At 69.6% G+C, this 26,767-nt stretch carries 25 protein-coding genes; 14 read left to right on the top strand and 11 right to left on the bottom strand.

Translation table 11 applies throughout. The annotated features are described in order from the left end of the window. Window positions 1-18: 18 nt before the first annotated feature. The 3 genes from ACQP2E_RS11670 to ACQP2E_RS11660 form a co-directional block, all read right to left on the bottom strand. Window positions 19-1,365, bottom strand: a complete 1,347-nt coding sequence (locus ACQP2E_RS11670; protein ID WP_433830753.1) for an FAD-dependent oxidoreductase — start codon at window positions 1,363-1,365, stop codon at window positions 19-21. A 121-nt stretch (window positions 1,366-1,486) separates the two neighbouring features. Continuing rightward, entirely contained in the window at window positions 1,487-2,029 is a 543-nt protein-coding gene (locus tag ACQP2E_RS11665; RefSeq protein ID WP_433830751.1) for an HD domain-containing protein, read from the bottom strand. After that, window positions 2,001-2,969, bottom strand: coding sequence for a LysR family transcriptional regulator (locus ACQP2E_RS11660; protein WP_433830749.1), 969 nt, complete (start codon window positions 2,967-2,969; stop codon window positions 2,001-2,003). Before ACQP2E_RS11660 ends, ACQP2E_RS11665 begins: the two co-directional genes overlap by 29 nt. 73 nt (window positions 2,970-3,042) lie before the next feature. Between ACQP2E_RS11660 and ACQP2E_RS11655 the strand changes: the two genes are divergently transcribed. The 7 genes from ACQP2E_RS11655 to ACQP2E_RS11625 all read left to right on the top strand — a co-directional run bounded on the left by ACQP2E_RS11655 (window position 3,043) and on the right by ACQP2E_RS11625 (window position 13,429). Continuing rightward, complete coding sequence (locus ACQP2E_RS11655; RefSeq protein WP_433830747.1) at window positions 3,043-3,969, top strand: DMT family transporter; 927 nt, start codon at window positions 3,043-3,045, stop codon at window positions 3,967-3,969. 224 nt (window positions 3,970-4,193) lie between these two features. Then, window positions 4,194-4,367 carry a hypothetical protein gene (locus ACQP2E_RS11650; protein ID WP_433830745.1) on the top strand — a complete coding sequence of 58 codons (174 nt, stop codon included), beginning with the start codon at window positions 4,194-4,196 and terminating at the stop codon, window positions 4,365-4,367. Between the two features lies 1 nt (window position 4,368). Then, on the top strand, window positions 4,369-6,690 hold the full coding sequence (locus ACQP2E_RS11645; RefSeq protein WP_433830743.1) for an FxsB family cyclophane-forming radical SAM/SPASM peptide maturase: 2,322 nt from the start codon (window positions 4,369-4,371) through the stop codon (window positions 6,688-6,690). After that, window positions 6,687-7,481: an aminoglycoside N(3)-acetyltransferase gene (locus tag ACQP2E_RS11640; RefSeq protein WP_433830741.1), complete on the top strand. Its 795-nt coding sequence runs from the start codon at window positions 6,687-6,689 to the stop codon at window positions 7,479-7,481. The genes ACQP2E_RS11645 and ACQP2E_RS11640 overlap by 4 nt, the downstream gene beginning before the upstream one ends. A 139-nt stretch (window positions 7,482-7,620) precedes the next feature. Beyond that, on the top strand, window positions 7,621-8,664 hold the full coding sequence (locus tag ACQP2E_RS11635; RefSeq protein ID WP_433830739.1) for a hypothetical protein: 1,044 nt from the start codon (window positions 7,621-7,623) through the stop codon (window positions 8,662-8,664). Beyond that, window positions 8,661-12,581 (top strand): FxSxx-COOH system tetratricopeptide repeat protein, encoded by a 3,921-nt coding sequence (gene fxsT, locus ACQP2E_RS11630; protein ID WP_433830737.1) that lies wholly within the window; start codon window positions 8,661-8,663, stop codon window positions 12,579-12,581. Before ACQP2E_RS11635 ends, fxsT begins: the two co-directional genes overlap by 4 nt. Before the next feature lie 11 nt (window positions 12,582-12,592). Continuing rightward, window positions 12,593-13,429, top strand: a complete 837-nt coding sequence (locus ACQP2E_RS11625) for a hypothetical protein (protein ID WP_433830735.1) — start codon at window positions 12,593-12,595, stop codon at window positions 13,427-13,429. A 6-nt stretch (window positions 13,430-13,435) separates the two neighbouring features. Here the strand turns inward: ACQP2E_RS11625 and ACQP2E_RS11620 are convergent, their stop codons facing one another. Further along, window positions 13,436-14,314 carry an alpha/beta fold hydrolase gene (locus ACQP2E_RS11620; protein ID WP_433830733.1) on the bottom strand — a complete coding sequence of 293 codons (879 nt, stop codon included), beginning with the start codon at window positions 14,312-14,314 and terminating at the stop codon, window positions 13,436-13,438. Window positions 14,315-14,376: 62 nt separating this feature from the next. Next, window positions 14,377-14,742, bottom strand: coding sequence for a hypothetical protein (locus ACQP2E_RS11615; protein ID WP_433830731.1), 366 nt, complete (start codon window positions 14,740-14,742; stop codon window positions 14,377-14,379). A gap of 1,108 nt (window positions 14,743-15,850) precedes the next feature. Between ACQP2E_RS11615 and ACQP2E_RS11610 the strand changes: the two genes are divergently transcribed. The 3 genes from ACQP2E_RS11610 to ACQP2E_RS11600 are packed head-to-tail and all read left to right on the top strand — an operon-like array spanning window position 15,851 to window position 18,316. Next, the gene (locus ACQP2E_RS11610) at window positions 15,851-16,273 is read left to right on the top strand and encodes an OsmC family protein (protein WP_433830729.1); all 423 of its coding nucleotides are present in this window, start codon (window positions 15,851-15,853) and stop codon (window positions 16,271-16,273) included. A gap of 46 nt (window positions 16,274-16,319) precedes the next feature. Next, window positions 16,320-16,571: a DUF4242 domain-containing protein gene (locus tag ACQP2E_RS11605; RefSeq protein ID WP_433830727.1), complete on the top strand. Its 252-nt coding sequence runs from the start codon at window positions 16,320-16,322 to the stop codon at window positions 16,569-16,571. Window positions 16,572-16,579: 8 nt separating this feature from the next. After that, on the top strand, window positions 16,580-18,316 hold the full coding sequence (locus ACQP2E_RS11600; RefSeq protein WP_433830725.1) for a tetratricopeptide repeat protein: 1,737 nt from the start codon (window positions 16,580-16,582) through the stop codon (window positions 18,314-18,316). Here the strand turns inward: ACQP2E_RS11600 and ACQP2E_RS11595 are convergent. Both ACQP2E_RS11595 and ACQP2E_RS11590 read right to left on the bottom strand, forming a co-directional pair. Further along, window positions 18,296-18,832 carry a hypothetical protein gene (locus ACQP2E_RS11595; protein WP_433830723.1) on the bottom strand — a complete coding sequence of 179 codons (537 nt, stop codon included), beginning with the start codon at window positions 18,830-18,832 and terminating at the stop codon, window positions 18,296-18,298. The genes ACQP2E_RS11600 and ACQP2E_RS11595 overlap by 21 nt on opposite strands. A gap of 111 nt (window positions 18,833-18,943) precedes the next feature. Beyond that, window positions 18,944-19,501 (bottom strand): hypothetical protein, encoded by a 558-nt coding sequence (locus ACQP2E_RS11590; RefSeq protein ID WP_433830721.1) that lies wholly within the window; start codon window positions 19,499-19,501, stop codon window positions 18,944-18,946. Between the two features lie 82 nt (window positions 19,502-19,583). Between ACQP2E_RS11590 and ACQP2E_RS11585 the strand changes: the two genes are divergently transcribed. The 3 genes from ACQP2E_RS11585 (at window position 19,584) to ACQP2E_RS11575 (ending at window position 21,416) form a co-directional block, all read left to right on the top strand. Beyond that, the gene (locus ACQP2E_RS11585) at window positions 19,584-20,174 is read left to right on the top strand and encodes a dihydrofolate reductase family protein (RefSeq protein ID WP_433830719.1); all 591 of its coding nucleotides are present in this window, start codon (window positions 19,584-19,586) and stop codon (window positions 20,172-20,174) included. 102 nt (window positions 20,175-20,276) lie between these two features. Beyond that, entirely contained in the window at window positions 20,277-21,155 is an 879-nt protein-coding gene (locus ACQP2E_RS11580; protein WP_433830717.1) for a serine hydrolase, read from the top strand. An 81-nt stretch (window positions 21,156-21,236) separates the two neighbouring features. Further along, on the top strand, window positions 21,237-21,416 hold the full coding sequence (locus tag ACQP2E_RS11575) for a Flp family type IVb pilin (RefSeq protein WP_433830715.1): 180 nt from the start codon (window positions 21,237-21,239) through the stop codon (window positions 21,414-21,416). A gap of 33 nt (window positions 21,417-21,449) precedes the next feature. Here the strand turns inward: ACQP2E_RS11575 and ACQP2E_RS11570 are convergent, their stop codons facing one another. After that, entirely contained in the window at window positions 21,450-21,806 is a 357-nt protein-coding gene (locus ACQP2E_RS11570) for an STAS domain-containing protein (protein WP_433830713.1), read from the bottom strand. A 99-nt stretch (window positions 21,807-21,905) separates the two neighbouring features. Continuing rightward, window positions 21,906-24,347 (bottom strand): M14 family zinc carboxypeptidase, encoded by a 2,442-nt coding sequence (locus ACQP2E_RS11565; RefSeq protein ID WP_433830711.1) that lies wholly within the window; start codon window positions 24,345-24,347, stop codon window positions 21,906-21,908. A 177-nt stretch (window positions 24,348-24,524) separates the two neighbouring features. Between ACQP2E_RS11565 and ACQP2E_RS11560 the strand changes: the two genes are divergently transcribed. Next, a complete protein-coding gene (locus ACQP2E_RS11560; protein ID WP_433830709.1) occupies window positions 24,525-25,271 on the top strand; it encodes an alpha/beta hydrolase in 747 nt (248 codons plus the stop codon). A gap of 71 nt (window positions 25,272-25,342) precedes the next feature. Here the strand turns inward: ACQP2E_RS11560 and ACQP2E_RS11555 are convergent, their stop codons facing one another. After that, window positions 25,343-25,651 carry an AzlD domain-containing protein gene (locus ACQP2E_RS11555; protein ID WP_433830707.1) on the bottom strand — a complete coding sequence of 103 codons (309 nt, stop codon included), beginning with the start codon at window positions 25,649-25,651 and terminating at the stop codon, window positions 25,343-25,345. After that, entirely contained in the window at window positions 25,648-26,409 is a 762-nt protein-coding gene (locus ACQP2E_RS11550) for an AzlC family ABC transporter permease (RefSeq protein ID WP_433830704.1), read from the bottom strand. The genes ACQP2E_RS11555 and ACQP2E_RS11550 overlap by 4 nt, the downstream gene beginning before the upstream one ends. Window positions 26,410-26,767: the final 358 nt, after the last annotated feature.

The following is a 26,767-nucleotide window of genomic DNA, read 5'->3' as shown; positions in this document are numbered from 1 at the left end:
CCCTGGAAGCCGAAAAGATCAGCCGTTGCAGATGTTGGTCATCTCGTCGCGGGCGACGACCTTGACGCGCTTGCGGCCGTGCGGCTCACCGAGGGTGATCTCGTGGGCGTCCAGCTTCTGCCAGCCCTCCCAGTCGGTGAAGTCGACGTCGCGCGAGCGCAGGTAGTCCAGGACCGCCGACGGGGACGGCTCGACCGGCGCCGGCAGCTTGTCGGTGTCGGCGAGCAGGCTCTGAACGGTCTCGCCGGCGTCACCCTTGGTGTGGCCGATCAGGCCGACCGGGCCGCGCTTGATCCAGCCGGTGACGTACATGCCGGGGATGTGCTCACCGTCGAGGTCGAGGATCCGGCCGGCGTCGTGCGGGATGGTGCCGGTCTTGGTGTCGAACGGCAGGTCGGGCAGCGCGGTGCTGAGGTACCCGACGGCGCGGTACACGGCCTGCACCGGCCAGTCGGTGAACTCGCCGGTGCCACGGACCCAGCCGTCGCCGGTCAGTTCCTGGGTCTCGGTACGCAGACCGACCACCTTGCCGTCCGCACCGAGCACCTCGACCGGGGCCTGGAGGAAGTACAGGTGCAGGCGGCGCGGACGGTCCCGCGGGTCACGGACGGCCCAGTTCTGCAGGATGTCGACGCACATCTTGACGTGCCGGGTGTCGCGCATCGCCTGGAGGCTGCCCTCGTCGAATTCGATGCCCTCGGGGTGGACGATCACCTCGACGTTCGGCGAGTGGTCGAGCTCGCGCAGCTCCAGCGGGGTGAACTTGACCTGCGCCGGGCCGCGCCGGGAGAACAGGTGGACGTCGGTGACCGGGCTGGCCTTCAGACCCTGGTACACGTTGTCCGGGATCTCGGTGACCAGCAGCTCGTCGGCGGTCTTCGCGAGGATCCGGGCGACGTCGACGGCCACGTTGCCGGCGCCGATGACGGCGACCTCGGTGGCTTCGAGCGGCCACTCGCGCGCCACGTCGGGGTGCCCGTTGTACCAGGAGGCGAAGTCAGCGGCGCCGTAACTGCCGTTGAGCTCGATGCCGGGGATGTCGAGCGCCCGGTCCTTCTCCGCGCCGGACGCGATGATCGTGGCGTCGTAGAAGCGGCTGAGCTCCTCGGGCTTCACGTCGGTGCCGTACTCGACGTTGCCGATGAAGCGGATCCGCTCGTTGTTCAGGATCCGGGTGAGCGCGTTGACGATCTCCTTGATCCGCGGGTGGTCGGGCGCCACGCCGTACCGAATCAGGCCGTAGGGGGTGGGAAGTTTGTCGAAAATGTCGACGGTGACCGTTTCCGAAGCCTTGATCAGGTGATCGGCGGCGTAGATGCCGGCCGGTCCCGCACCGATGACAGCAACCCGCAGGGGGCGATCCATAGGTAAATCCCTCACTCGCGCTTGAGTCCGGCCACGCCGATGATCGACAGGAAACCGTCAAGACTCTAAAACTTGAACCTAGGTTGAGATCAAGTCGATCTCATGGGCCCGAACCGGCTGATCAGCGGACAGAATGGCCGAACTCGCCTATCAGAAGACTAAGGTTAGGCTGGCCAAACTCGCTGGTGAGCGCGCTGAAACGGGCGGGCTTGTCCGGTCCGAAGCGCTTCACCGACGACATAAATGTGTCAGTGGTCACGAACGACGGCGGCGTCGATTTGCTGTGGAATTTGTCCGCATACATCACGAGACGTTCCTCGGCGGTCTCGGCGAGGTAATCGGCCGGCGCCAGCGGCAGCCCCTGCCGGACCACGTCCTCGGCGGTGATCCCGACGCCGGTGTGATGCGAACAGAACCGGGAGAGCACGTCCGGCAGGCCCAGTTCGCGCAGCAGCTCCTCCCCCAGGACGCCGTGCCGGACGTAGTTGTCGTCCGGAGCGAGCCGGTAGACCCCGATGTCGTGCAGCAGGCAGCCGGCCCGCACCAGGTCGACATCGAGGTCATCGGAAGAGCCGGCCAGTTGCGCAGCGACCGCCCAGACGATCTGACAATGCGTCCACACCGAGTCGAACGCCTCACGGCTCGGCGCGGCCTGCCGGTGCATCTCGCGGATCTGGGTCTCGGTCGGAGTCACCTGGAGAAGATGCCACGTCGCCCAGAGCCGCGAGAAAGGCGGTCAGGGCCGGCGCCTCCGGGCCCTCCCGGGTGACCACATAGAGCCGCCGCCCCAGACTCTGCTCGGCCACGTCGCGAAACGCCACTGCCGGGTCGGAGGCGGGCAGGGTCAGCAGCGGCAGCAACGCCACCGCGCCGGCCCGGCGGACCAGCTCCAGCTGCACCTCCGCGTCGTAACAGCGGTGCCGCAGATCAGGGTCGAACCCGCCCAGGGAGCGGCAGCTGCCGACCACCATGGCGTGGTGACCGGTCCCCGGGTCGGAGGTGGCCCAGACCTCGTCGCGCAGCGCCGCGATCGGCACCGGCGTGCCTGCGGCGGCGAGCGGATGCGCGACCGGCAGCACCAGTTTCAGCGGCTCGGTGTGCAGCAGTGCGAACCGCAGGCCGGCCGGGCGCGGGCGGGGATGGCCGTCGTACTCATCGCTGATCAGCAGGTCGACCGAGCCGAGGCGCAGCTCCGGCAGTGCCTGCTCGACCTCCAGCTCGCGCACCTCGGCACGGATGCCCGGCGAGGACAGCGTCAGCCTCGCGACCGCCGGGACCAAGAGGCGGCGGGCGGCGGACTGGAGGCCGCTCACGCGGACGGTTCCGCGTACAAAATCGGTCTGGGCCGCGAGGTCCGCCACTGCCGCATCGGCGGCAGTGAGAAGGACCTCCGCGTGGCTCGCCAGAAGGCGACCCGCGTCCGTGAGGCGCACGCCGCGCCCGGACTTCTCGAAGAGCGTGGCGCCCACCTCCTTCTCGAGCAGCGTCAGCTGCTGCGAGATTGCCGACGGGCTGTAACCGAGGGCCGTCGCGACCGCGCCCAGCGTGCCACGCACTTGGAATTCGCGGAGGAAGCGCAGCCGGCGCAGATCGAGCGTGACCATGCATAAACCCTAACCAATCAGCTCCACGAATCATCACTGGACCTGACGAGTCAGCGGCGCAAAGCTCGGAGTCATGGGTCCCGTTCTCTGCCTCGTCTCTGCGGTCTGCTTCGGCGCGCTGGGCATCTTCGGCAAGCTCGCGTTCGAAGCCGGTGTCTCCCCCAGCGCGCTGCTGCTGATCCGTTTCGGTCTGGCAGCGGTGGTCATGGCCGCATTCCTCGCCATCCGGCGAGACCGTCTTACGCAACGGAAGATCAAGACCCCCGGCAAGCTCCTGGCCGCGGCACTCGCTCTCGGCGCCCTTGGGTACGCGGCCCAGGCGAGCCTGTATTTCGAAGCGCTGCACCGGATGGACGCGTCGCTGCTGTCGCTGGTCTTCTACCTGTATCCGCTGCTGGTCACGGTGACGGCCGTGGCGCTCGGCCGCGACCGGCTGACGCCCGCCAAGGTCGCCGCGCTGCTCGCCGCGTCCGCCGGAGTGCTGCTGGTGCTGCTCGGCGCGGGCGGCGTGGCCATCGATCCGATCGGGGTGATCCTGGCGTTCGCGTCGGCGGTCACCTACACCGTGTACATCCTCTGCTCGGACCGGGTGGTGCGGCGGATGCCGCCGCTGCTGCTGACCACGCTGGTGCTGACCGGAGCGGCGACGGCGCTGGCAGGCAAAGCGCTGCTCAGCGGCGGGGTCGGCCTCGGTTTCGGCGCCACGGGCTGGTTCTGGCTGGGCTGCATCGTGATCGTCTCGACGGTGCTGCCGATCCTGGCGTTCTTCACTGGTCTGCGCCGGACGGGTCCGTCCGCGGCGGCGATCCTGTCCACCTTCGAGCCCGTGGTGACGACGGTGCTGGCGGCGGTGCTGCTGCACGAGTCGCTGACGATCACCCAGCTGGCCGGTGGGCTGCTGGTTCTCTCGTCAGTTGTCATCCTCCAAACGAGGCGCCGAAATTGGTCAATGCGGACGCACACCGCATCGCGGCAAACGCTATCGAGTGAGCTTGTCTAAACCGTGAGGTGGCGTTGATTACGCCTATGAAGATCCTTCCGTATCATCCAACTGGGTTAGGAGGGCTGTGACATGATTACGGATGGCGATTTCGGCGGCATTCGTGTCGGTGCGAGGCGGTCGTTGTCACACGAGACCCAACCGGAACCAAAACGGCTCAGCTCTCGTTGACTCAGCGCAGGCCGGCCGCGAGACCTCGAAACCTGATACGACCTGGAGATATCGTGAACACCGAAGTCGCGACCATGGACACTCTGGTCGGGCCGCTGGCCATCATCAAGGAGACTCCGCTGCGGGAGATCCGGGCCGAGCAGGCCGACCGGGTCGTGCGGCGAATCGTGGACAAAGAGTCGCTCCTCCGACGGCTGGACGTCAACGCTTTCCAGTCCGCACACTGACATGCCCGGCCCGGCGGGTGACGGGCCCGGCGGCGAACCTCATCCGCTGAGCCAGTTCATCCTCAAGGTTCACGGCCGGTGCGACCTCTCGTGCGATCACTGTTATGTGTACGAGCACGCCGACCAGAGCTGGCGGACGAAACCGAAGGCGATGTCGCGGGACATCGCCCGGGCCGCCGCCCGCCGGATCGCCGAGCATGCCGCCGCGTGGCGGCTCCCACAGGTCCGGGTCGTGCTGCATGGCGGTGAGCCCCTGCTTCTCGGGCCCGCCCGGATGGACGAGCTGCTGAGTCAGGTCCGCGCGCCGATCGAGGCGGTGACCCGGCTCACTCTGATGATGCAGACGAACGGCGTGCGTTTCAACCCGGAGATGGGTGACGTCCTCCGGAAGCACGGCGTCCGGGTGGGTGTCTCGCTCGACGGGTACCGTGCCGCCAACGACCGGCACCGCCGTTTCGCCAACGGCGCCGGCAGTTTCGACCAGGTACGTGCCGCGCTGACGTTGCTGCGAAGCCCGGACTACCGGGAACTGTTCGCCGGCATCCTCTGCACCATCGACATCCGCAATTCCCCCGAACGGGTTTACGAGGCGCTGCTCGCCGAGCGGCCACCGCAGGTTGATTTCCTGCTTCCGCACGCCACCTGGGACAGCCCGCCGTTACGGCTCGGCGACGACCCCACGCCGTACGCGACGTGGCTCTCCGCCATTCACCGGCGCTGGCTTGCCGACGGCCGGCCGATGCGGATCCGGCTCTTCGACGGGCTGCACTCCACCGCGAACGGCGGGCCCAGCGGCAGCGAGCAGCTCGGCGCGGACTCCGTCGACATGGTCGTCATCGAGACCGACGGGCAGTACGAGCAGGCCGACTCGGTGAAGACCGCGTACGACGGCGCGCCGGCGACCGGGCTGAGCGTGCTGACCCACACGGTCGACGACGTCTCCCGGCTCGCCCCGATCGCACTGCGGCAGAACGGCGTCCGCGACCTCAGTGCCATCTGCCGGGAGTGCCCCGTCCTGCAGCAGTGCGCCGGCGGCCTGTACGCCCACCGTTTCCGCACCGGCTCCGGATTCGACAATCCGTCCGCGTACTGCGCCGACCTGCGTGTCCTGATCGATCGGACCAACGAGGAGAGCCGGCTGCACGGCGCGGGCGTCAAACCGGAGGACACCAGCGCGGTGCTCACGGGCCTGGTGGCCCAGATCGCCTCCGGCTTCGGTGACGAGGCGACGATCAGCTGGCTCGCCGAGCAACAGCTGGCCGTCACCCGTGCGCTGGTGTCCGCGGCGATCGACCAGCATGGTCCCGCTGCCGGCTGGGACGCGCTCGTCGAGGTGGAGAACGCCGACCCGGCAGCGGTGCGCCGCGTGCTGGCCCATCCGTACGTTCGCGCCTGGGCCGTCGGCCTGCTCCGCGCCGGCGCCGAGCCCGAGCGGCTGTCCTATGTCGGCGGTCTCGCCGCCGCCGCGGCGGTGCATGCGGGCGTGCCGGTCGAGACCGACGTGCGCATCGAGCGCGGGGTGGTCGTGCTGCCCACCGCCGGCACCCTGTACTGGCCGGACGAGGTGACCGCGCCCGCCCGGATCTCGGTGGACCAGGGAAAGCTGTGGCTCAGCGGACCCGACCGGGTGATCACCGTCGACCTGGCCCAGCCGGGCGCGACAGCGGTCTGGCGGCCGGCACGGCACCTCACCCTCGGCGGCTGGGGTGTCCGCCTCGAGGACAGCGACCCCGCGCGTGACTGCCACGGCTGGACACCGGCGGCCCCGCTCGACGAGCACACCGCCGGGCAGTGGCGTGACACGCTGGCCGAGGCGTGGCGGCTCATCGTCACCGAGCTGCCGGAGTACGCGCCGGCGATGCGTACCGCCCTCCGGGTGATCACACCGCTGCGACAGGACCCGGCCGGTACGCCGCGGGCGGACACCGCCGCCGACGCGTTCGGGTCGGTGGCCGCCGCCCTGACCGGTCCGGCCGAACTCGCGATCCTGCTCGTCGAAGAGTTCCAGCAGGCCAAGGTGAACGCGCTGCTCGACCTCTGCGACCTGTACGACAGCGAGCCGGGCGCCCGGATCACCGTCGGCTGGCAACCCGAGCCCAGCCCTGTCGAGGCCGTCCTGCCTCGCGTTCATGCCCATGCCGCGGTCGCCGACGTGTGGCGGCGGCGCATCGGCAGCGACCCGCGAGCCCCCGAGATGTACGCGAAACACCACGGCTGGACCGTCGACGCGACCGCCGCGCTCCGCCGTTCGAACGCGCTGACGCCGCTCGGGGTGGATTTCGTCGACCGGATGGCCGACGCCGTGGAGTCCTGGGACTCGTGAGCGGGCGGGCCGTCACCCAGGACAATCTCGTCGCCGACCTGAGCGCCCTCGGCCTCGCCGAGGGCGGTCCGGTGCTGGTGCACTGCTCGATGCGCCGGATCGGCTGGATCGACGGTGGCGTGTCCACGCTGCTCGCCGCGATCCGTGAGGTGTCCGGCTCCGAGGGGACGGTCGTGGTGCCCACCCATACCCCGAACAACTCCCTGACCAGCCCGGTGTACCGGGCTGCGACGGCCGGCATGACCGCGGACGAGCGCGCCCGTTACGAGGACGGCATGCCGGGCTTCGATCCGGCCACCACGGCGTCGTACGGAGTCGGTGTGTTCGCTGAGCATGTCCGGTCACATCCCGGAGCGCTGCGCAGCGCGCACCCGCAGACGTCCTTCGCCGCGCTCGGACCCGCGGCGTCGGCCATCGTCACGACGCATGATCTCGACTGCCACCTTGGTGAGCGGTCGCCGCTGGGTGCGCTCTACCAGGCCGAGGCCTCGATTCTGCTGCTCGGCATCGGCATGGAGAAGTGCACGGCGCTGCACCTCGCCGAGTACCGGCTTCCGCAGCCCGCGAAGATCATGGAGTACTCCTGCTTCGTGACCGAGAACGGTCAGCGCCGGATAGAGCGGTTCGAGGCGCTGAAGCTCGACGACAGCGACTTCGGCGAGGCGGGACGTGATCTTCTCCGGCAGCCCTGGGCGACCACCGGCCGGGTGGGTGACGCGGAGGCTCATCTGGTCCCGCTGGTGCCGGCGGTGGATCAGGCCGAGGAATGGTTCACCAGCAATCGCAGCTGAGCATCGATCTCCGTCGGTGACACAGTGGAACCGGGCGATTACGCTGAACTCCGGGTCGTAACTGGATCGGGGATCGGAGCGAACGTGCGCATTGAGGAAAACCTGCCCGGCCTCCGGGCTCCTTGATCGGATACCGACCGTGCCGGCGCCCGACCTGTACTTCGCGCTGATCCATGCGCGCACGTCGGTCCCGAACCAGTGGGTCGAGGGGTTCTATCACCGGCTCGACCTTGAGGTTCAGCGCCGCGCCGACCCGCCGCACGGCCTGCGCCGCGGCTCGATCTACTTCCCCACCGCCGGCGACGCCCGCCGGGCGCTGGAGACCGGAATCCCCCAGGTCCGGGTGCTCGTCCCGCTCTACAGCCGGGAGTTCCTGCACGAGCCACCGGCCGACTTCGGCAACCGGCTGCACCGTCTCAACGACTCCGACGAGCCGCCCTTCGTGCACCCGGTCCTCTGGGAGCCGCACCTCCCGGCACGCCGGGTCAACGGCCTCGCCCAGGCCACCTCGCTGGGTGCCTCGGTCCAGGAGTACGCGGAGTACGGGATGGTCTCGATCTGCCGGCTCAGCGCGTACACCGCGGAGCTGCGGCAGATCATCGAGGAGCTTGCGGACCGCGTGGTGTCCGCCGCCGAGGACCCCGACCAGGTGCCGCTCTGGATCCGCAGCCGGCCGGCGCTGCCGATGCCCGCCCGGTCACCGGCGGCACGATTCCTGATCACGGTGGTCCGGCCGCACGGGCGCGGCGTCGACTGGTCGCCGTTCGGCACCGACACGGGCTGGGTGACCGACCATGCCCGGCACGCCGCACAGCGGCTGTCGCTGCTGCCCGAGATCGTGCTCGCCCCGGCGGCGCCGGGCACCGCCAACGGGTTCCACGAGTCGGCCGGTGTCCTGCTGCTCGACTCCGCGGTGCTCGACGATCCGAACGCCCGCTCGATCACCGAACGGATCCTCCGGGACATGCCGCCGTGGATGACCGTGGTGATGGTGATCCGCCCGGAGGGCGCCGTCCGGGCACACGATCTGGCCGCCCGGGCCAGAGCCATGACGCGCAACGGCGTGCAGATCGCCCGGGACGCACCGGAACTTCAGCGAGCCATCGACGAGGCGGTCACCAAGGCCCGCCGGAACTTCCTTCGCAGCAGGCGTTCGCGAGGACCGTGGGAGGACTTGCCATGAGCAGAGGGCGCAACGGACAGGTCGTCACGTTCTACTCCTACAAGGGCGGCACCGGCCGCACGATGGCCCTGGCCAACATCGCCTGGATCCTTGCGGCGAACGGCCACCGGGTCCTCGCCGTCGACTGGGACCTCGAGTCACCCGGCCTGCACCGATACTTCGCGCCCTTCATGGACCTGCGATTCCTGGCCAGCACCGGCGGCGTCGTCGACATGATCAACCGGTACGAGTGGGACTCGTCCGAGGAGAACTGGGATCCCGCCCTGCTCGGCGGTTACGCCAGCGTCCAGCAGCACTCCTTCTCGCTGGAGTGGGAGCACTTCCAGGACGGCGGCACCCTCGACTTCCTCTCCGCCGGCCGGCAGAACCCGGCGTACGACGGCGGGCTGAGCCAGATCAAGTGGGACGAGTTCTACGAGGATCGGGGCGGTGGCCGGTTCTTCGACGCGATGCGCGCCGACATGAAGGATCGCTACGACTTCACGCTGATCGACAGCCGGACCGGGCACAGCGACATCGCCGGGATCTGCACCGGGCACCTGCCGGACGTGCTGGTGGACTGCTTCACCTTCAGCGAGCAGGGCATCGAGGGTGCGGCCCGGATGGCACGGCAGCTGCACAGCCCCCGCAACATCCGGGTGCTGCCCGTGCCGATGCGGGTGGACCCGGCCGAGAAGCGTAAGGCCGACATCGGGCGCACGGTCGCGATGCGGGAATTCGCCGACCTGCCGAACGGTCTCGACGAGGGGCGGCGGCGGGCGTACTGGCACGGTGTCGAGGTGCCGTACCAGGCGTATTACGCGTACGAGGAGACGCTGGCGACCTTCGGTGACGCGCCGGGCGCCCGCGGGACGCTGCTCAGCGCGTACGAGGCGCTGGCCTCGCACATCACCGAGGGGCGGGTCACCACGCTGCCGCCGATGAACGCGAGCCTGCGCCAGCAGATCATCACGCGGTTCGAGCGTAAGCCGTTCTCCGAGGCCGACACCGTGCTGCTCTCCGGCTCCGGTCTCGACCAGGTGTGGCTGGAGTGGGTGGAACACGTCCTGCTCGCCGCGGGGCTCCGGGTCGTGCACGCTCCGGACGACGACGGCGGGGAGAAGGACTCGCCGCTGAACGCCCAGCACCTGAAGATCATCTCCAGGGCCGAGGGCGCCGACTACTTCACCGGCGCGGCGGGCGCGCTCACCCCTGATCCGGGACTGCGGGCGATCTACACGGCCGACATCACCCCGTGGCGGAGCATCCCGGCGGCCAACTCGGCGTTCGTCGCCGGGCTCGGCGGCAGCGCCGCGGCCGAGGAGATCCTGAAGCTGATCGGCCGGCCCGCCGTCGATCTGGACGTCGTGCTGGCCGGCTCGCCGCGGTACCCCGGCGAGGAGCCCGACCTGGTGGTGAACCTGCCGGCCCGCAACGCCCGTTTCACCGGGCGCGAAGCCGGGCTGCGCGACCTGCGCGGGCGGCTGCGCTCCGGGACGGCCGTGGTGCTCTTCGGCACCCAGGCGGTCAGCCTCCAGGGCATGGGCGGCGTCGGCAAGACCCAGATGGCCCTGGAGTACGCACACCGGTACCGCGCCGCGTACGACGTGGTGGCCTGGTTGAAGGCCGACACCGAGGAGAATCTGCAGAACGCCTTGCGTGAGCTCGGCGGGCGGCTGCACCTGCAGTCCGAGCAGCCCGGCCGGGAGTTCGCCCGGGCCGTCGTCCAGGAGCTCAGCCGGGACAAGCGACGCTATCTGCTGATCCTGGACAACGCCGAGGAGCCCGACGCGATCCTCGACTACCTGCCGCACGGGACCGCGCACGTCCTGATCACCTCGCGGAACATCGCCTGGGGCGATCAGACCCAGCCGGTGCAGGTCGACGTCTTCACCCGGGCCGAGAGCATCGATCACCTGATGCAGCGGGTCCGGGGCATCGAGGAGCACGACGCCGGCCTCGTCGCGGAACAGCTCGACGATCTTCCGATCGCGATCGCCGCGGCCGCCGCCCTGCTCGACGAGTCGAACACCCCGGTCGAGCAGTACCTCGAACTGATCCAGGCGGAGGGACCGAGCGCCGCGCTCGTCGACACCGCCGGCCGGCCCATCGCACGGACCTGGGACCTGTCGCTGAACCGGCTGCGGGAACGGGACCGGGCGGCGTACCGGCTCTTCCAGCTGTGCAGCGTGCTGGCGCCGGAGATCTCGCTCGATCTGGTCTACAGCGACCAGATGGCGGAATTCCTCAAGCCGCACAACTCGGCCGTCTCCGAGCGGATGCTGCGCGGCGCGCTGGTCCAGCAGATCAACCGGCTGGCGCTGCTCCGGCTGGACCAGCGGCCCAGCTCTCCGGGCAACGCCGACCGCAGCGGCCAGATCCTGATCCACCAGGTGGTGCAGGACGCCGTCCGGGACCGGATGACCGACGAGGAGCGGGCCGAGGCCCGGCGGCAGGTGCATCAGGTGCTCGCCAAGGCACGCCCCGAGGGCGAGGTCGAGGAACCGGAGCACTGGCCGCGTTTCCGCATGCTCTGGCCGCACCTGGAGGCCTCGGACGCGGTGAACAGCACCGACGAGTCGGTACGCCGGCTGGTCGTCGACCGCATCCGGTACTACTACGTCCAGGGTGACCCGGTGACCGGCCGGGGCCCGGCCGAGCGGGTCAGCCGGATCTGGCAGGAGCAGCTGGACGCCACCACCGACCCGGAACAGGCCGGCGTGCTGCTCCAGCAGCTGCTCCAGCTCCAGTTCAACCTGGCCAACCTGCTGCGCGACCTCGGTGAGTTCACGGCCTCCCACGAACTGGACGAGCGGGTGCTGGCCGAGCAGGAACGGCTGCTGGGCCCGGACCATCCGCACACCCTGATGACCCGTGGCAGTTACGCGGCCGACCTGCGCGGTCTGGGCCGTTACCCCGAGTCGCTCGAGATCGACAAGGTCACCTATCGCGCCTGGCAGGACCAGTACGGCGACAACTTCCCGCGTACCCTCGCCGCGCAGAACAATCTCGCGGTCTCCTACCGGATGATGGGCCAGTTCCAGCTGGCCGGCCAGCACGACGAGGAGGCGTGGCTGCGCCGCCGTGAGGTCAACGGCGAGACCAATCTCTGGACCCTCGGCACGGCCGCCTGCCTGGCCCGGGACTGGCGCGACGCGGGCGACTTCGACCGGTCCGCCGCCCTGCTCAAGCAGACCCTCGACGATCTGCTGGAGACCCGCGGGCCGGATTCCCGGTCGACGCTCACGACGAAGTCGAACTACGCGGTCTCGTTGCGCAGCATCGGCCGGATCGACGAGGCGCTCCAGCTGCACCACGAGGCGTACGACCGGCTCCTACTGCTGTTCGGCGACAAGAACCCGGAGACGGTGAGCTGCCGGTTCAGCCGTGCGCTCACCCTGCACAGCGCCGGGGAGGGCGCGCAGGCGGTGTCCGAGCTGCTGGAGATCCACACGTTCTGGAAGCGCACGCTCGGCGACCGGCACCCGTACACGCTCGTGTGCCGCAACGACCTGGCCATCGCCGAACGCAGGCTCGGCGACCTGCCGAAATCCCGGGCGTGGATCCGGCCCACGGTCCCGGAGATGATCGAGGTGCTGCGGCCGGACCACCCGTACACGCTGTCGGCGCAGATGAACCTGGCGATCTGCGAGGCCGAGGAGGCCGAGGGCGGCACCGGGCCGGAGACGGCACGCGAGACCCTGCTGGCGATCGCCGGCGACATCCGGCGGGTGTTCGGGCCCGAGCACCCGAACACCTTCCGGCACGAGGCGAACCTCGCCCTCATCGAGGAGGTGCTCGGCATCGAGAGCGCCGACGACCGGCTCGCCGCGCTTCGCGAGCGGGTCGTCCTCCGGCTCGGCGGAACGCATCCGATCGTCAGCGGTCTCGACCGGCGCCGGTACCTGTACCGGATCATCGACCCCCACCAGTTCTAGGGACGGCACCCATGGCGGTCAGGGAGAACACCGAGAGCACCATCCCGTCGCTGATCTCCTCGGCGTGGCGTACCGCGCCGCCGGTGCTGCGCCGGTTCACGTACTGGGTGTGGGGTCTCGGCGGCGTCGCGGTGATCCTGGCGATCACGGCGGATGTGCAGAACCGGTGGGGCAGCCTGCAGTTCGTCACGAACATCCTGGCCGAGCTGATCTGCGGGCTGCTGGCGCTGCCACTGGCTCTGGTGATCATCGCGCGGCTGGCCGAGTACCAGGTGAAGGAGCTGGAGCGGGTCCGGCTGGAGACCCGGTACGATGCGGCGCTCGAACAGCTGACCGCCTCGGTACGCATCACCAGCGACTACGTCCAGGACCTGGTCCAGGAGGTGAGCGCCTCGACGAACGCCTTCGTGGAAGCGGCCCGGGTGGTCAACGGCAGACTCGCCGATCCGGCGCGTGCTCTGGAGTCGGCCCATCTGCTCCAGGCTCACATGGACAGCCAGCAGTGGCTCTTCTACGAGCGGGTGGTGACGCCGCTGCGGATCGACGGCAACCATCTGCGCGCGCTGCTCAGCGAACGCGTCCGCAACGGTGAGCCGACCGAGGAGTCGGCCCGGTTCGAACGGATCTGGAACGAACTGGAGAACGCGCTCCGGCATCAGCGGCAGATCATGTCCACCGGGCATCAGGAGCTGGCCCGGGGTGTGCCCAACGCGAACCGGGCGACCCGCCTGCGCAACGCCGCCATCGTCCATCTGCACAGCGTCGACCATCTGCTGCAGCTCTGCGGCGAGCTCGAGGCGTTCGCCGCCGAGGCACGGCAGCTACCAGCCGGCCCGGATTCTCCGTGACCGGCCTCAGGCCGCGAGCCAGCTGAGGATCCTCGGCAGCACCTCCATGGCCCCGAAGTGGGCCGCGTCGTGCTGCACGTGCACCTCCGACCGCGGTATCCGCTGCGCCAGCCATCGGCTGTGGCTGGCCGGCGAGAACGTGTCGTGCGCGCCGTGCCAGAGCCGGACCGGCGGCACGATCGTGTCCAGGGCGAAGCCCCACTCGCGGCGGAACGCCACGATGTCGTCGAGCCAGCCGTACGGCCCGTCGCGCAGCGCGTCCGCGTAGCTCTTCACCAGCAGACGCCGGTACAGCACGCTCTGCATGAACCGCAGGTCGGGCGCGGACATCTGGGAACGCAGCTCTTCCAGGAGGCTTTTCGGGTCGGCGGCGGTCTGCTCGGCCAGTGCTCGCAGCTCGTGCATCATCTCCGCGGTGCCGCGGTCGGCCGCGACGTGCTTGCTGGCGTTCTCGTCGGCCATGCCCTCGTACCAATTGAGGTCGGCCGCCTCCCAGGGCGCGAGTCCGACCAGGACAGCGGCCCGGGCGACCCGGTGCGGCAGCACGGCGGCGCATGCCAGCGCGTGCGGGCCGCCGCCGGAGCGGCCCACCACGGCGAACCGCTTGATCTCCAGCCGGTCGGCGATGGCCCGCACGTCGGTGGCGGCGTCGATGACCCGCCGGTTCGGCAACCGGGTGGAGCCGCCGTAACCCGGGCGGTCGTAACTGATCAACTGAATGCCCTGCCGGTAGAGCACGCTGCTGCGGGGACGAGGACCGGAGCCCGAGCCGGGGGTGCCGTGCAGCAGGAACACCGGAATCCCGTCGGATGCGCCGGACACCTGAACCGCGAGAACCCTGGAGCCGACGCCGACCTCGAACCGTGTCACCAAGGCAACCCTCATCCCCGACGCGCGAAGCGGCCCGCGCTCCATCGATGGTAATCGCCGCGCGACAATCCGTGACGTCATCCGGCGCCCAGCATGGCGGCGTGCATGGCGGCGCGCGTGGCGGCGCGCGTGGCGGCGTGCATGGCGGCGTGCATGGCGGCGTGCATGGCGGCGTGCATGGCGGCGTGCGTGGCCGCGGACCGGCCGGGCCGGGCCAGCCAGGCCGCCGCGACCGCCGGATCGCGGCTGATCAGCGGAAACGTGCCGCGCGCCCGGAGGACGCCGAGCAGTCCGTCGCGGACCGGGGTGTCGTCGGTGAGCAGGCTGCCGGCCACCACGATCGGGCCGGTCCGGCCCAGACCGTCCAGCGTGGCGATCAGGCAACGGACGCCTCGGCAACGATCGCGAGGGCTTGCGGTCGGCGGCTCGGGCCCATCCGGCACCGCCCTGTGGCGCCGGATGGGCCCGGACCAGCGCCCCGCAAGCAACGCCCCGCAAGCAGCGCCCCTCACGCCGGCGCCCCGCAAGCAGCGCCCCGCAAGCCGGCGCCCCTCACGCCGGCGCCCCTCACGCCGGCGCCCCTCACGCCGGCGCCCAGCGTCCCGCCAAGTGGCACGAACCGGCCCTTCCGCGATTCTCGGAGACCCTGGCGGCGGAGTGTCACGCACGGTTACGACGAGACAGGCCGACCGCCGATGTGTGGAACATGCTGGGGCCTCCAAGCACCGCCAGTCACCAAGATCTGCCCCGGATGCCCGCGGGCACGACACGCGAGCAACGAAAGGGGCCCCCGGCCCCCCGCGAACCGGGCGGCCAGCCGCAGCCCCGATGCGTGTTGATTTAGGGTGCGATTCAAACCTGAAGTCAACACACAGACAGCGTTTCCGCTATGCAGACCCCCCGCGTGTTGACTTCGGGTGCGATTCGAACCTGAAGTCAACACGCAGCAACCGTTTCGCGGTGTGCGTGACGGAATTGGGTGCGGTTTGAACCCTAAATCAACACACCGGAAGCTACGTCAACACGCTGGACCCTAAATCAACACGCTGGCCGTGGTCGTGCGGTCGTTGGCCCTTTCTGCGGTGGAGTGGCCGGTGCCCGCCACTTGGTCATGAGTCTCGGTAGCAGGGTCCGCGGTGCCGTCCGGAACTCACAGGTGACGCATGCCATAAATATGACGAAACGGCCACAAAGCCGCGCCAACGACCACCCGCGTTCTAAATCTTGTGAGTTTCCGGCTGGTCCGATGGCGCAACCGCACACCGTCGTCGACTCCGCGAATCGACCAGCGGGGTCAGCGCTCCCAACCACCCACGACACAGCGCCCCCACAACCAGCCCGCGACGGGCAAACCGCGCCGCGACAGGCGCGCCCGGCGAGCAGGAGCGGTGAGCGCGTGCACAGCGCGCAAGACACCCTCCGAGCGTCGCCGCGGGCACACCGTGGGCTCTCGGCATCGCTGCCTGCTCCGACGATTTCTTGCCAACCCCGACGATTTCTTGCCAACCCCGACGTGCCGGCCACCGCCGGGAGTTTGTCTAAGCTGAATGGATGGATCAGTTCGGGGTTGTAGTCAGCGCCGGCTCGTTTCAGGACACCGGCGAGGGCGCTGTCCGCTTCCCGCACCGATGGACTGAGGCGGGCGTGACCGTCCGGGCCGACTTCACCGGCGCCCATCTGCTTCATCTCTCCGCGGCCGGCTGCGTCCTCAACGATCTCTACCGCGAGGCCGCGGGCCTCGGCATCCACCTTTCTGGGGTACGCGTAACCGCCGCCGGCGCCTTCGACACGACAACCTGGACGTCGACCGGCATCGCCTACACCGTGGAGCTCGACTCCCCCGGCGACGACGGCGTTCTGACCGGCCTGCTCGCCCGGGTGGACGAGATCGCCGAGATCCCGCGCGCCATCCGGGCAGGCGCACCGGTGATCAGAAAGCCGTCAAACGGCGCGTCAAACGCCGGCCCGCTCTGATGGAGGCAGCCCGGGAAACGCCCGGGCCACCAAGGAGTGCGAACCAATGCCGTTGTTCATGGACATCCACCACGTCGAAGGCGGAGTGACGGGCTCTGACGTAGCCGCCGCCCACGAGAAAGACCTTGCCACCCAGGGTGAGTACGGCGTCAACTACCTGAAGTACTGGGTCGACGAGGACGCCGGGAAGATCTTCTGCCTGGTCGACGCGCCCGACGCCGAGGCGGCGAACACCGTGCACGCCAAGGCGCACGGCCTGGTCGCCGACGAGATCTACCCGATCACCGCGAAAGGCTGACAGGACCCGTGGCGCTCACTGTGCACCTGCTCGGCCGGCCGCATGTCGACCAGGCCGGTTACCAGGTGCGCAGCCGCAAGAGCTGGGCGCTGCTGGCCTGTCTGCTGCTCGGTGACCGGCCGCCGACCCGGGGCCGGCTCGCCGGGATGCTCTATCCCGGGGCACAGGATCCGCTGCGGGCGCTGCGCTGGGGGCTCACCGAGATCCGCCGCTGCCTGGGTGTGCCGGTGGACGGCGATCCGGTGACGCTGCGCCTGCCGGATGACGCGGTCGTCGATGTTCACGTGCTCAGTTATGGCTCGTGGACGTCGGCGGTGCGGCTGCCGGGGCTCGGCGCGGAGCTGCTCGACGGGATCGAGGTCCGGGGTGCGCCCGCGTTCGAGTCGTGGCTGCTCTCCGAGCGGCGCCGGGTCGCTGCCGCGTCCGAGGCGATGCTGCACGAGGCCGCGCTGGGCCGGCTCGCCGGGGGCGAGCTTGATGCGGCCCGTGACCTGGCCCTGCGGGCCGCCGCGATGAATCCGCTCGATGAGAACCATCAGGCGCTGGTGATCCGGCTCTACCGGCTGGCCGGCGACGACGTGGCAGCGAAACGGCAGTTCGCGGCGGTCACCGAGCTGTTCCGCGACGAGCTCGGCGTGCTGCCCGGCATCGCTGTCGAGCAGGCGATGCGCGAGATCCGCCGGGAACCCGACGAGCCCGCCGACGAAGCGTCGGTCGAGGCGATCGTGGAGTCCGGCGCCGCGGCGGTGGCGGCCGGCGCGGTCGACGCCGGAGTCCGGTCCCTGCGCGCGGCGGTCCGCCTGGCCGACCAGCTCCCGGACAAGAACGACCAGCGAGCCGCGAGTACCGACACCAGACACCATCTTCGCCTGACAGCCCGGCTCCGGTTGGCCGAGGCGCTGGTCCATTCGCTGCGCGGCATGGACGAGGAGGGTCTGGCGACCCTCCACGAAGCCGACCGGCTCGCTCTCGCGACGACCGATCAGGCCGCGTCGGCGCAGGCCAGAGCAGAGATTGGGTACGTGGATTTCCTGCGTGGCCGTTACGACAGGGCGCACCACTGGCTCACCGGCGCGCTCGCGGCGGCCGAGGGTTCCCCGGCGGCCACAGCCCGGATCACCACCTACCTCGGTGCTGTGCACAGCGACCGCGGCGAGTTCTCCGAAGCCGGTGTCCTGCTCGAAAAGGCGATCAACCTGGCTGGCTCCGCCGACGATCCGCGTACCGGGGCATACGCGTTGTCCATGCTGGGACGCGTACATCTGCTCCTGAATGATCTTGATCTTGCGGCCGCGCATCTCGCGAGGTCGGAGGAGATCGCTCAGGGTGACCATTGGCTGGCTTTTCTGCCGTGGCCGCAGGCGCTGCGTGGCGAGGTCCACCTCGCGGCCGGTGACGTGGAGGCCGCTGAGCGGGTGTCGCGGCAGGCGTTCGCGCGTGCGTGCCGGCTCGGTGATCCCTGCTGGGAGGGGACGGCGGCGCGCTCGCTGGCGCTGGCGGCCGAGGCGCGCGGCGACACCGAGCAGGCGTTCGCGCTGCTCAGCGAGGCGCGGACGCGGTCGAACCGGTTGGCTGACCCCTATGTCTGGCTCGACGCGCACATTCTTGACGCGCAGTGCGAACTTGGCCTGCGGCACGGCCGTCCGGAGGCGCCGGCGTGGATCGACGACTTGCGGCGTCTGACGGCGCGCACCGGTATCCGCAGCCCGGGCATCAACGCGCTGTCAGGTGTTCAGCAGGCTTAGCTTTTCCTGGACCGCGGGGATGCCGACCGGCACCTGCCCGCAGGCGACCTGGGCCTGACGGACGTGGCCGTCCATCGACCGCAGCACGGCGATCGAGTTCTTCGCCAGGTCGACCTGGGCCTGGGCCTGCTCGGTGGTGGTCTCACCGCTCTTCGCGACCGCGGTGAACCGGGCCAGGTCGTTGACCACCTGCTCCACCTGGACCATGTCGGCCGAGAAGCCCCGCACCGCCGTCCGCAGGTCGGCGTTGAAGAGCAACCGGCTCTGGGTACGGTCCAGCTCCGCACGCAGGTCAGCCAGCTGCGTCGCGTCGGGCTGCGCCTCGGCCTCGGTCTGCGGCTTCACGTCGCCGGTCGCCAGCTTGACCATGTCGGTGCACACCCGGTCGGTGGTGTACCTGTCGACGGCGAACGCGCCCAGCCCGCCGAACGCCACCGCGGTGCCGGTGACGATGGCGGCCACGCCGAGGATCTGCTTGCGTGTCTCGCTGGCGCGAGTACGTGTCTTGCTGGGCATGCCGGCTCCCAACGTCGGGGTTCGTGCCCCGGGAGTCGGCCCCCCGCGCCTCCGGTTGAGAGGTGCCCGCCGTTGGCAATCGCACCGCAACTCTTGCAGCGGTGGAAAGTTTCAGCCGCCGAAGCTCTGCTTCAGGAAGTCCCGCAACTCCTCGGCCTCCGGGCCGCTCAGCCCGGCCGCCTCGATCCGGTCACGGATGTACTGCTCGACCTCTTCCTCGTCGGGAGCGTCGAAGTAGTCGAACGGCGCCACCAGCACACCCTCGCAGATCCGGCGCGGGTCGTCTTCGTCGGCGGCCGGGTCCAGGTCGCGGGGGCTGCGCGAACCCACCGAGAAGAGCGCGAAGCCGGGCTCGAAGCGGTACCCGATGTCGATCGGCTCGGCCCGGTGCCCGCGGGCCGCGAGGTCGGCCACCACGTCGTCGAGGAACCGGTACGTCAGCTGCACACCGTCGAACCACGCCTCCTCACCGCCGTCCCCGGAGTACGCGATCTCCACGATTTCGACCGTTTCGATGTCGGTGTACGACAGCACCAGCATCGGCGAGGTCTGGTAGACGGCCCGGTCGAGCCGCCCGGGGTGAACGGGCGTGCCGAGCTTGCACTCGACGACCTCACGGCTCTCCCCGATCTGAACCAGGGGGGTTCCGAGCCCCGGCAAAATTTCCATGCCGCGCATGATGCCACGCCGCGGCAGCCGGGTCGCCCGCCGTAGCTTTGACCGCGACAGTCGTAACGGTCGGGAGGACCAGATGCGCAAGCTCGTGTACTTCGTCGCCGCCACCGTCGACGGGTTCATCGCCGCGCCGGACGGGTCGTGGGATTTCTTCGTGCTGCATGACGACGTCATGGCGTACATGCTCGAGCGATATCCGGAGACGGTGCCCACTCACATCCGCGGCGCGCTCGGCATCACCGTGCCCAACCAGTCGTTCGACACCGTGCTGATGGGCCGGGGCACCTACGAGCCGGCCCTCGCCGAGGGCGTGACCAGCCCGTACGCGCACCTGCGCCAGGTTGTGTTCTCGCGCACCATGACCGCGTCGCCGGACCCGGCGGTGCGGATCGTCGCCGACGATCCGGTGGCGTTCGCCGAAAAGCTCAAGCAGGAGCCCGGCCGCGACATCTGGCTCGCCGGGGGCGGCAGCCTCGCGGGCGCGCTGCTGCCGGCCATCGACGAGCTGGTGATCAAGCTGAACCCGGTGATCGCCGGCTCCGGCATCGCCTTGGCGTCGGCCGGTTTCCACCCGCACCACCTCACCCTGACCGACGCCACCCCGCTGCCGAGCGGCGTCGTGGTGCTGCGCTATTCCACGGATCGGGGAGCCGCCTCGGTGCAATGACACGCCGTTCAACGATCTGGGTCCGGCGCACGTACCTGCCTGTGGTTCCTCGTCCGGGGACCCCGGGAACGGGCGGTTCGCAGAGTTAGGCAGGATGCACGGGTGCGTCGTTTGCTGATTCCGGTGGTGGCGGCCGGTGTGATGATCGGTGGCGGGGGTCTGATCTATTCCGGTCTGGGTTCCGGTTCCTCGCCGTCGGTGACCGCGTTTGTCTCGCCCTCGCCGACCGGTCCCAGCCCCGAGGAACTCGCCGCTGCCGAACGGGCCGCGCGGGTCAAGAAACTCGACGCGGCGCTGACGAAGGTGGCGGCCTCGTCGCCCGAGTTCTCGGTCGCCGTGCTCGACGCGAAGACCGGCGAGACGTACCAATATCGGGGTTCGGAGAAGTTCGACACCGCCAGCATCGTGAAGGCGGACATTCTCGCCTGCATGCTGCTCAAGGCGCAGGACGCCGACCGGGAGCCGTCGAGCCGGGAGCTGTCGCTGGCGAAACCGATGATCCGGCTCAGCGACAACAACGCCACGACATCGCTGTTCCAGCGGATCGGCGGGAAGGCGGCGGTCACCCAGTGCAATAAACGCCTCGGCTTGACCAAGACCGCCATCGACGTGCACTGGGGGCTTACCCGGACCACTGCCGGTGATCAGGTGAAGCTGCTGACCCAGCTCGACGACGAGGAAGGACCTCTCGACGACGAGTCCCGCGAGACCGCTCTGGATCTGATGACCACGGTCGACGAAGCGCAGGACTGGGGTGTGCCGGTGATCGCCAAGGCCGGCGAGACGGCGAGCGTGAAGAACGGGTGGGACACGCGGACGGCCGACGGCGGCAAGTGGGTGGTCAACTCGATCGGGCGGATCACGTCCGACGAGGTGGACGTGTCGGTGGCCGTCCTGTCCCACGACAACGCGTCCCAGGAGAGCGGCATCAAACTCGTCGAGAAGGTCGCCAAGATGACCCGTCAGTATTTGAAGTACTAGGGGCCGGATTCTCAAGCGGGACGGCGGGCGACCGATTCAAGGCGGCGCACCGAACACGTCGTCACCGAAAAGGAGCCTCTCGTGGAGCAGTTCAAGGTCCTCATCGCGTACCTGCGCACCGCGACCTCCTCCGACGAGGGCGCCACCGCCGTCGAGTACTCCCTGCTGGCAGCCCTGATCGCGGGCGGCCTGATCGTCGCGGTGACCGCCCTCCGCGACGACATCAAGACCATGATCGACAGCCTGATCGCCGCGATCTGACAGCTCCCGGACCCGAAAGCGCGTGAACGGCGGTCAGGACTCGAAGAGGTGCTGGAGGCCGATGACGTCGAAGACGCGGCGGACTATGCCCAGGGCTCCGGCCAGGCGGAAGTCAACGCCGACGGCCTCGGCGGCCACGTAGCCGTCGAGGATCGCGGCTATCGCCTCGGAATCGATGAAGCGGACGCCTCGCAGGTCGATGACGATCCGTGAGCCCTCACCCGCGCCTCCGCTGGACGCGGGTTCGAGGACCCGCGCGTCGGTCACCGCGGCCCGCAGGGCCTCCTGGATGTCCGCCCGGCTGCCCATGTCGAGGTCGCCGCTGAAGAGCAGCCGGACCGTCCCGGGGGTGGCCGGCGCCCGGGTGATCGTGAAGTAGTCGTCCGGCACGATAATTGTCTACCAGCAAATATCGGAATCGGCATCCCGAGCATCCCGGGAAAGAGGGACGCCTGGTCAGGTGCCCCTCTCTCCCGAGTGACCGAAGCGTCAGCTCTGCGAGGCCCAGATCAGCGCCCGGCCCAGCTGGGACTGCAGGCCCTTCGCGTGCAGCCTCCAGATCGGGTCGGTGCCGATCAGCACCACCGGGTTGCCCGCCGCCGTCGTGCTACGCACGATCGAGGCCTGCCCGGCCGCCTGGTCCTGGCCGCCGGTTCCGTTGGACGCCGGCGCCCACCAGCCCGCCAGCAGCGGGTCGGCGGCGTACGACTGCTCGACCGTCACGTCCGCACCGAGGCCGGTGTACCAGACCGGCTGGGCGATGAACGAGTGCGGGATCGCACCGGATGTGACCGGCCCGCCGTTGTTGACGACGTTGACCACGCCGCTGGCCAGGCTCGCCCCGGAGTGTGCGACGGCGGTGAGCAGCCCGGCCGCGGTGCTGAACGCCGGCCCGGCGGTGTCCACGCCGACCACGCCACCACCACGGGCCAGGTACGCGTCGAGCGCCGCCTTGTTCTCCGCGGTCAGCGTCGCCGGGTTCAGCGTGCTCGCCACCAGCAGCACGTCCACGTCGCCGGTCAGCGACGTCGCGAGCGTGGAAGCCGACACCGCACGCGCCGCGAACCCGGTGTCCGCGAGGGTGTCCCGGACCTCGACGCCGCCGACGTACCCGACCACGACCTCGTCGAGCAGCGTGCCCGACCAGCGCTTCGGCGCCGCGGCAAAGGAAACTCCATGCTGACGGACAGCAGACTTGATCAAGGCCTGCGACGACGGCGACCACGGTACGACCACCGAGCCGTCGGCCAGCCGATAAACCCGCGCGCCCCCGGCGAGCAGGTCGTTGACGGCACGCAGATCGGTCGCGTCCTGGATGTCGAGCGCATAGGAGACGCGGCCGGGCGGGTACGAGCCACGCGCCACCCCGTCGTAGACCCGGGTAAGCCGGGTCCGGGGCAGCGAGTCCCACAGGGTGTCGACCGTCGCGCCCCAGGTCAGGCCCTGACTCCAGCCGGCCGGTCCGGCGTACAGGTCGGAGACCCGGTCGGTGATGTCGGCGCCCGGTTCGAGGAGCGAGTTCACGATGCCGCGTTTCGGCTGGTGAAGATCGATGACATAGGAGCCGGCCGGGTACGACTTCCCGTCCGCCCGGAACGACGAGGACGCCTGCCACACCCGGCCGCCACTGCCGATCAGCAGGTCGACGAGCCGTGCGGCGGCGGCCGGCGAATGCTGACGGTCGCCGGCCGGGATCACGTACGAGCGGGGGAAGACGGTGCGGTAGTCGTCCTCGGGGCCCCAGCCGGGCACGTACTCGTCCGGGATGTCGCGCTGCGGCTCGCCGGCCCAGCCCCGGCGGTACACCTCGGCCTGGTCGTAGATGACCTGGTTGCGGTTGGCCTGGATGTACTCCAGGGACTTCTTGATCGCCACCTCGTGCACGTCGGTGTTGATGCCCGAGCGGCGCAGCTTCTCGGCGGGCGTGAGGTTGCCGCGCGGGTTCAGCGGCGCCTCGATCGTGTACGGGATGCTCGACTGCAACAGCGAGAACGACGGTACGTAGATCGGCGGGAAGTCGTCCCAGACACCCGGTTCGTCGTCACGGAACGGGATGCGGGCGCTCTGCGTTTCCGCGTACCCAAGGTCTTTGAGGCCCTGCTCGATGCCGAGAGCGTTCGGCAGAGCGTGCTTGATGAAGAGGTCGTATTCGTTGTTGACGTTGTGCGGCGGGGTGCTCGGGTGCAGCAGGGTGGGGCTGACGTACCCGTGCAGGTCGAGCGTGATGATCGGCTTGACGTCGACGGCGAGTTCCCGGATCAGGTTCGTCTCCGGCTGCGAGACGATCGTGAGGTCGCGGTTGAGGTCGTAACCGGCGCTGTTGGCCCGCGTCCCGGCGACCCGGCCGTCCGGGTTGGACGTGATGTTGAAGACCAGCCGGTTGCGCTGGAGCAGCGACGCGACGGCGGGGTCGGTGCTCGACGCGTACTCCGAGATGACCCGCAGCGCCGCGTCGGTGCCCTCCCACTCGTTGCCGTGGATGTTGGCGTTGACGAACAGCGGCGTCTTGTAGTCGCGCAGCAGCTGCTTGTCGCTGCGCGCCCGGACCGGGTCGTCCTCGATGAGGCGCTTCCAGCGTTCCTGCTTCTGGGCTTCGGACCGGGACTCGGGCGCGGTCACGGTGACCACGTAGAGGTCGTATCCGCCGGACGACTTTCCGGCGACCCGGGCGGAGACCCGGTCGCTGTCTGCCTGGAGGGCGTTGAGCTTCGGCGCGATGTCGTCGTACGCGATGACGCCGATCGGGATCGAGGCGTCGTCGGGGTTGTCCGGCCAAACCGGGAGCACGTTCTGGCGGGGGTAACCGGTGATGTCGCCGATCGGGGTGGCCCTCGGCGGTACGGCAGGCAGCGCGTCGGCATGGGCGGGAGCGTTCCAGCCGGTGACGACGAGGACGGCTACCGCGGTGGAGACGGCGAGTCTTCGCAACATGATCGCCATGGTCGATGTGGACAGCCACGATCGTCAATGTTCAAACACACATTGCCTATGTTTTAGATAGGATATACGCTTCGCCGTCACCAGCCCTCTACGGCTCCACCTGCAACGGCTCGGCGTCTACCGTAAAGATTACGAAGGTACGACTCTTCGCTCTCACCTGGGGATCTGATGACTTTCCTCGACCGGCGGCTCGCCTACGACTTCGTTCCGGGCAGCGGGGACACCGCCGTCCTGTTGCTGCACGGCTTCCTCTCCGACCGTCGCGCCGGCGGCCGCTTCGACCGGCTGGCTTTCGAATATGCCAAGCTCGGCCACGCGGTGCTGCGGATCGACTTCAGCGGTTTCGGCGAGTCGGCCGGCGGCGTGATCGACGGTGACGAGCTGCTCCAGGACGCCTCGGCAGCCCTGGACCACCTGGACTCGCTCGGTTACACCCGGCAGATCCTGCACGGGCAGAGCCTCGGCTCAGCGGTGGCGCTACGGATCGCGCCGGACCGGCCGCGCGTCGTGACGCTGGTGCTGACCGGAGCGCTCACCGGCGCGGGCCAGGGCGATCGCCCGTACCCGTTCTTCTCCCCGGAACAGACCGAGGCCTGGTACCGCGACGAGGACGTCCACCTGCCCATCGAGGGCTCGGCGGTGCGCACCCACGTGGTGGTGAACCGGCAGCATCCGAGGCTGGGCGCCACCGGCACCCAGGAGGAGTTGCTCGGCGCGGTGAAGGTGCCGATCCTGGTGATCCACGGCGACACCGGCGAGCAGGAACAGGTCCTCGCGGCGATCACCGAAGCCGGCCGGCACCTGCTGCCGCCCGGTTCGGAGGTGGTGGTCATCCCCGGCGCGACGCACGCTTTCTACGAAAGCCTGGACGCCCTGGCCGAGATCACCACTTCTTGGGTACGCACGAAGCTCTGACCGCTCCGGCTTGCGCTCGCGGTCGCTCGACAGTGGTTTCGGGCGACAGTGGTTTCGGGCGACCACGAGCACTAGCCGATGAGGGCTCGCAAAGCTGCTGCGGTCAGGACGCCGAGCAGCACGGCCAGGAGCATCGGAACCTTGAGCAGCCGGGCGACGACGACCGCGGCCAGCGCGACCAGGACTGTCCCGTCGAGGCCGGCCCAGCGGCGGCCCAGCACCTCGACGACGATCAGCGCCGCCAGCAGGGCCGGCGCCAGAAGGGCGATGACGCCGACACTCCAGGGCGGAAGGTCACGGTCGCCGAGCAGGGCCGGGCCTGCTGCTTTCAGCGCGAAGCTGCCCGCTGCCACGGCAAGGATCGCCAGCCAGAGCATCATCCCCGCGCCTCCTCGATCGGAGCCTGGTCGCTCGGGTCTTGGGCGATCGGAGCCTGGTCGGCCGGCGCGGTCGGGGCTGGTGTCCGGGTGCGCAGGCCGGCCAGCGCGCCCACCGTCGCCCCGAGCAGCGCGATGCCCGCGGGCACCCACCAGAGCAGGGCGGCCGCGACCACCGCGCCGATGATCGCCGCGAGCGCGATCCTCGCCGGCCGCTCTTCCCGGGGCTTCATCTCGTCGAGCAGCAGGACCAGGAAGAACGCCGGGAACACCACGTCCAGCCCGAGCCGCTCGACCAGATCCGCCGAGGGCGCGCCGACCACCCCGATCGCGGTGCCGGCCACCCACGCCGGCCACTGCACGATCGTCGCGCCGAACATCCGCCACCTGTCGAACCGGCCGCCGCCCAGGTGGGCGGCCACCCACGACCCGTCCACCACGGCCTGTCCCTGCAACGCCCGCCGAAACCGCCCACCGGACAGACTCGGCCCGACAGCCAGGCCCATCGGCAGGAACCGCCCATTGATCAGTAGCGCCGCACCAACAGCCGGCCCGGCACCGCCGCTGCCGGCCAGCGCCGCGAGCAGGGTGAACTGCGCCGACCCGGAGAAAATGAGCACCGAGGCGCCGATCGCGGCAAGCGCACTCCACCCCTGATCCTTGGCGGTAGCCCCGAACGTGATCGCCAGCACGAACGCCGCGGCGGCCAGCCCGGCCCCGACCCGCATGCCCCCGGTGAATCGCTGCCGCGCGGTCTCCACCCCTTCGACCGTACCGATTCCGGCCGGATCCGCACCCCGAGCCCACTTTCGGCTGGCTCTCACTGCTGACCCCGCCGCCGAGACTCGTGACCAAAGTGGCGGGCACCGGCCAGAACAGGACCACGACCGCGCAACCGCGTGGGTCGACTCAGGCCCAGCGTGTTGATTAAAGGTTCATTCCGCACCCAATGCCGACACGCGCGCCGCGGAACGGCTGCTCGTGTTGACTACAGGTCCGAATCGCACCCTAAATCAACACGCACCCGGGCTGCGGCGGGGCAGAGCCTGGAGGCCCCGCCGTGTTCCATACATCGGAATTAGCCAGCAGGGGCGGCAGTGATAACCGGCCGGGAAGATC

The sequence above is a fragment of the Actinoplanes sp. CA-015351 genome, from assembly GCF_050955685.1.
GTDB lineage: Bacteria > Actinomycetota > Actinomycetes > Mycobacteriales > Micromonosporaceae > Actinoplanes.
The sequence above is the reverse complement of the archived record's forward strand: the minus strand, read 5'-3'. Positions and strand labels throughout refer to the sequence as shown.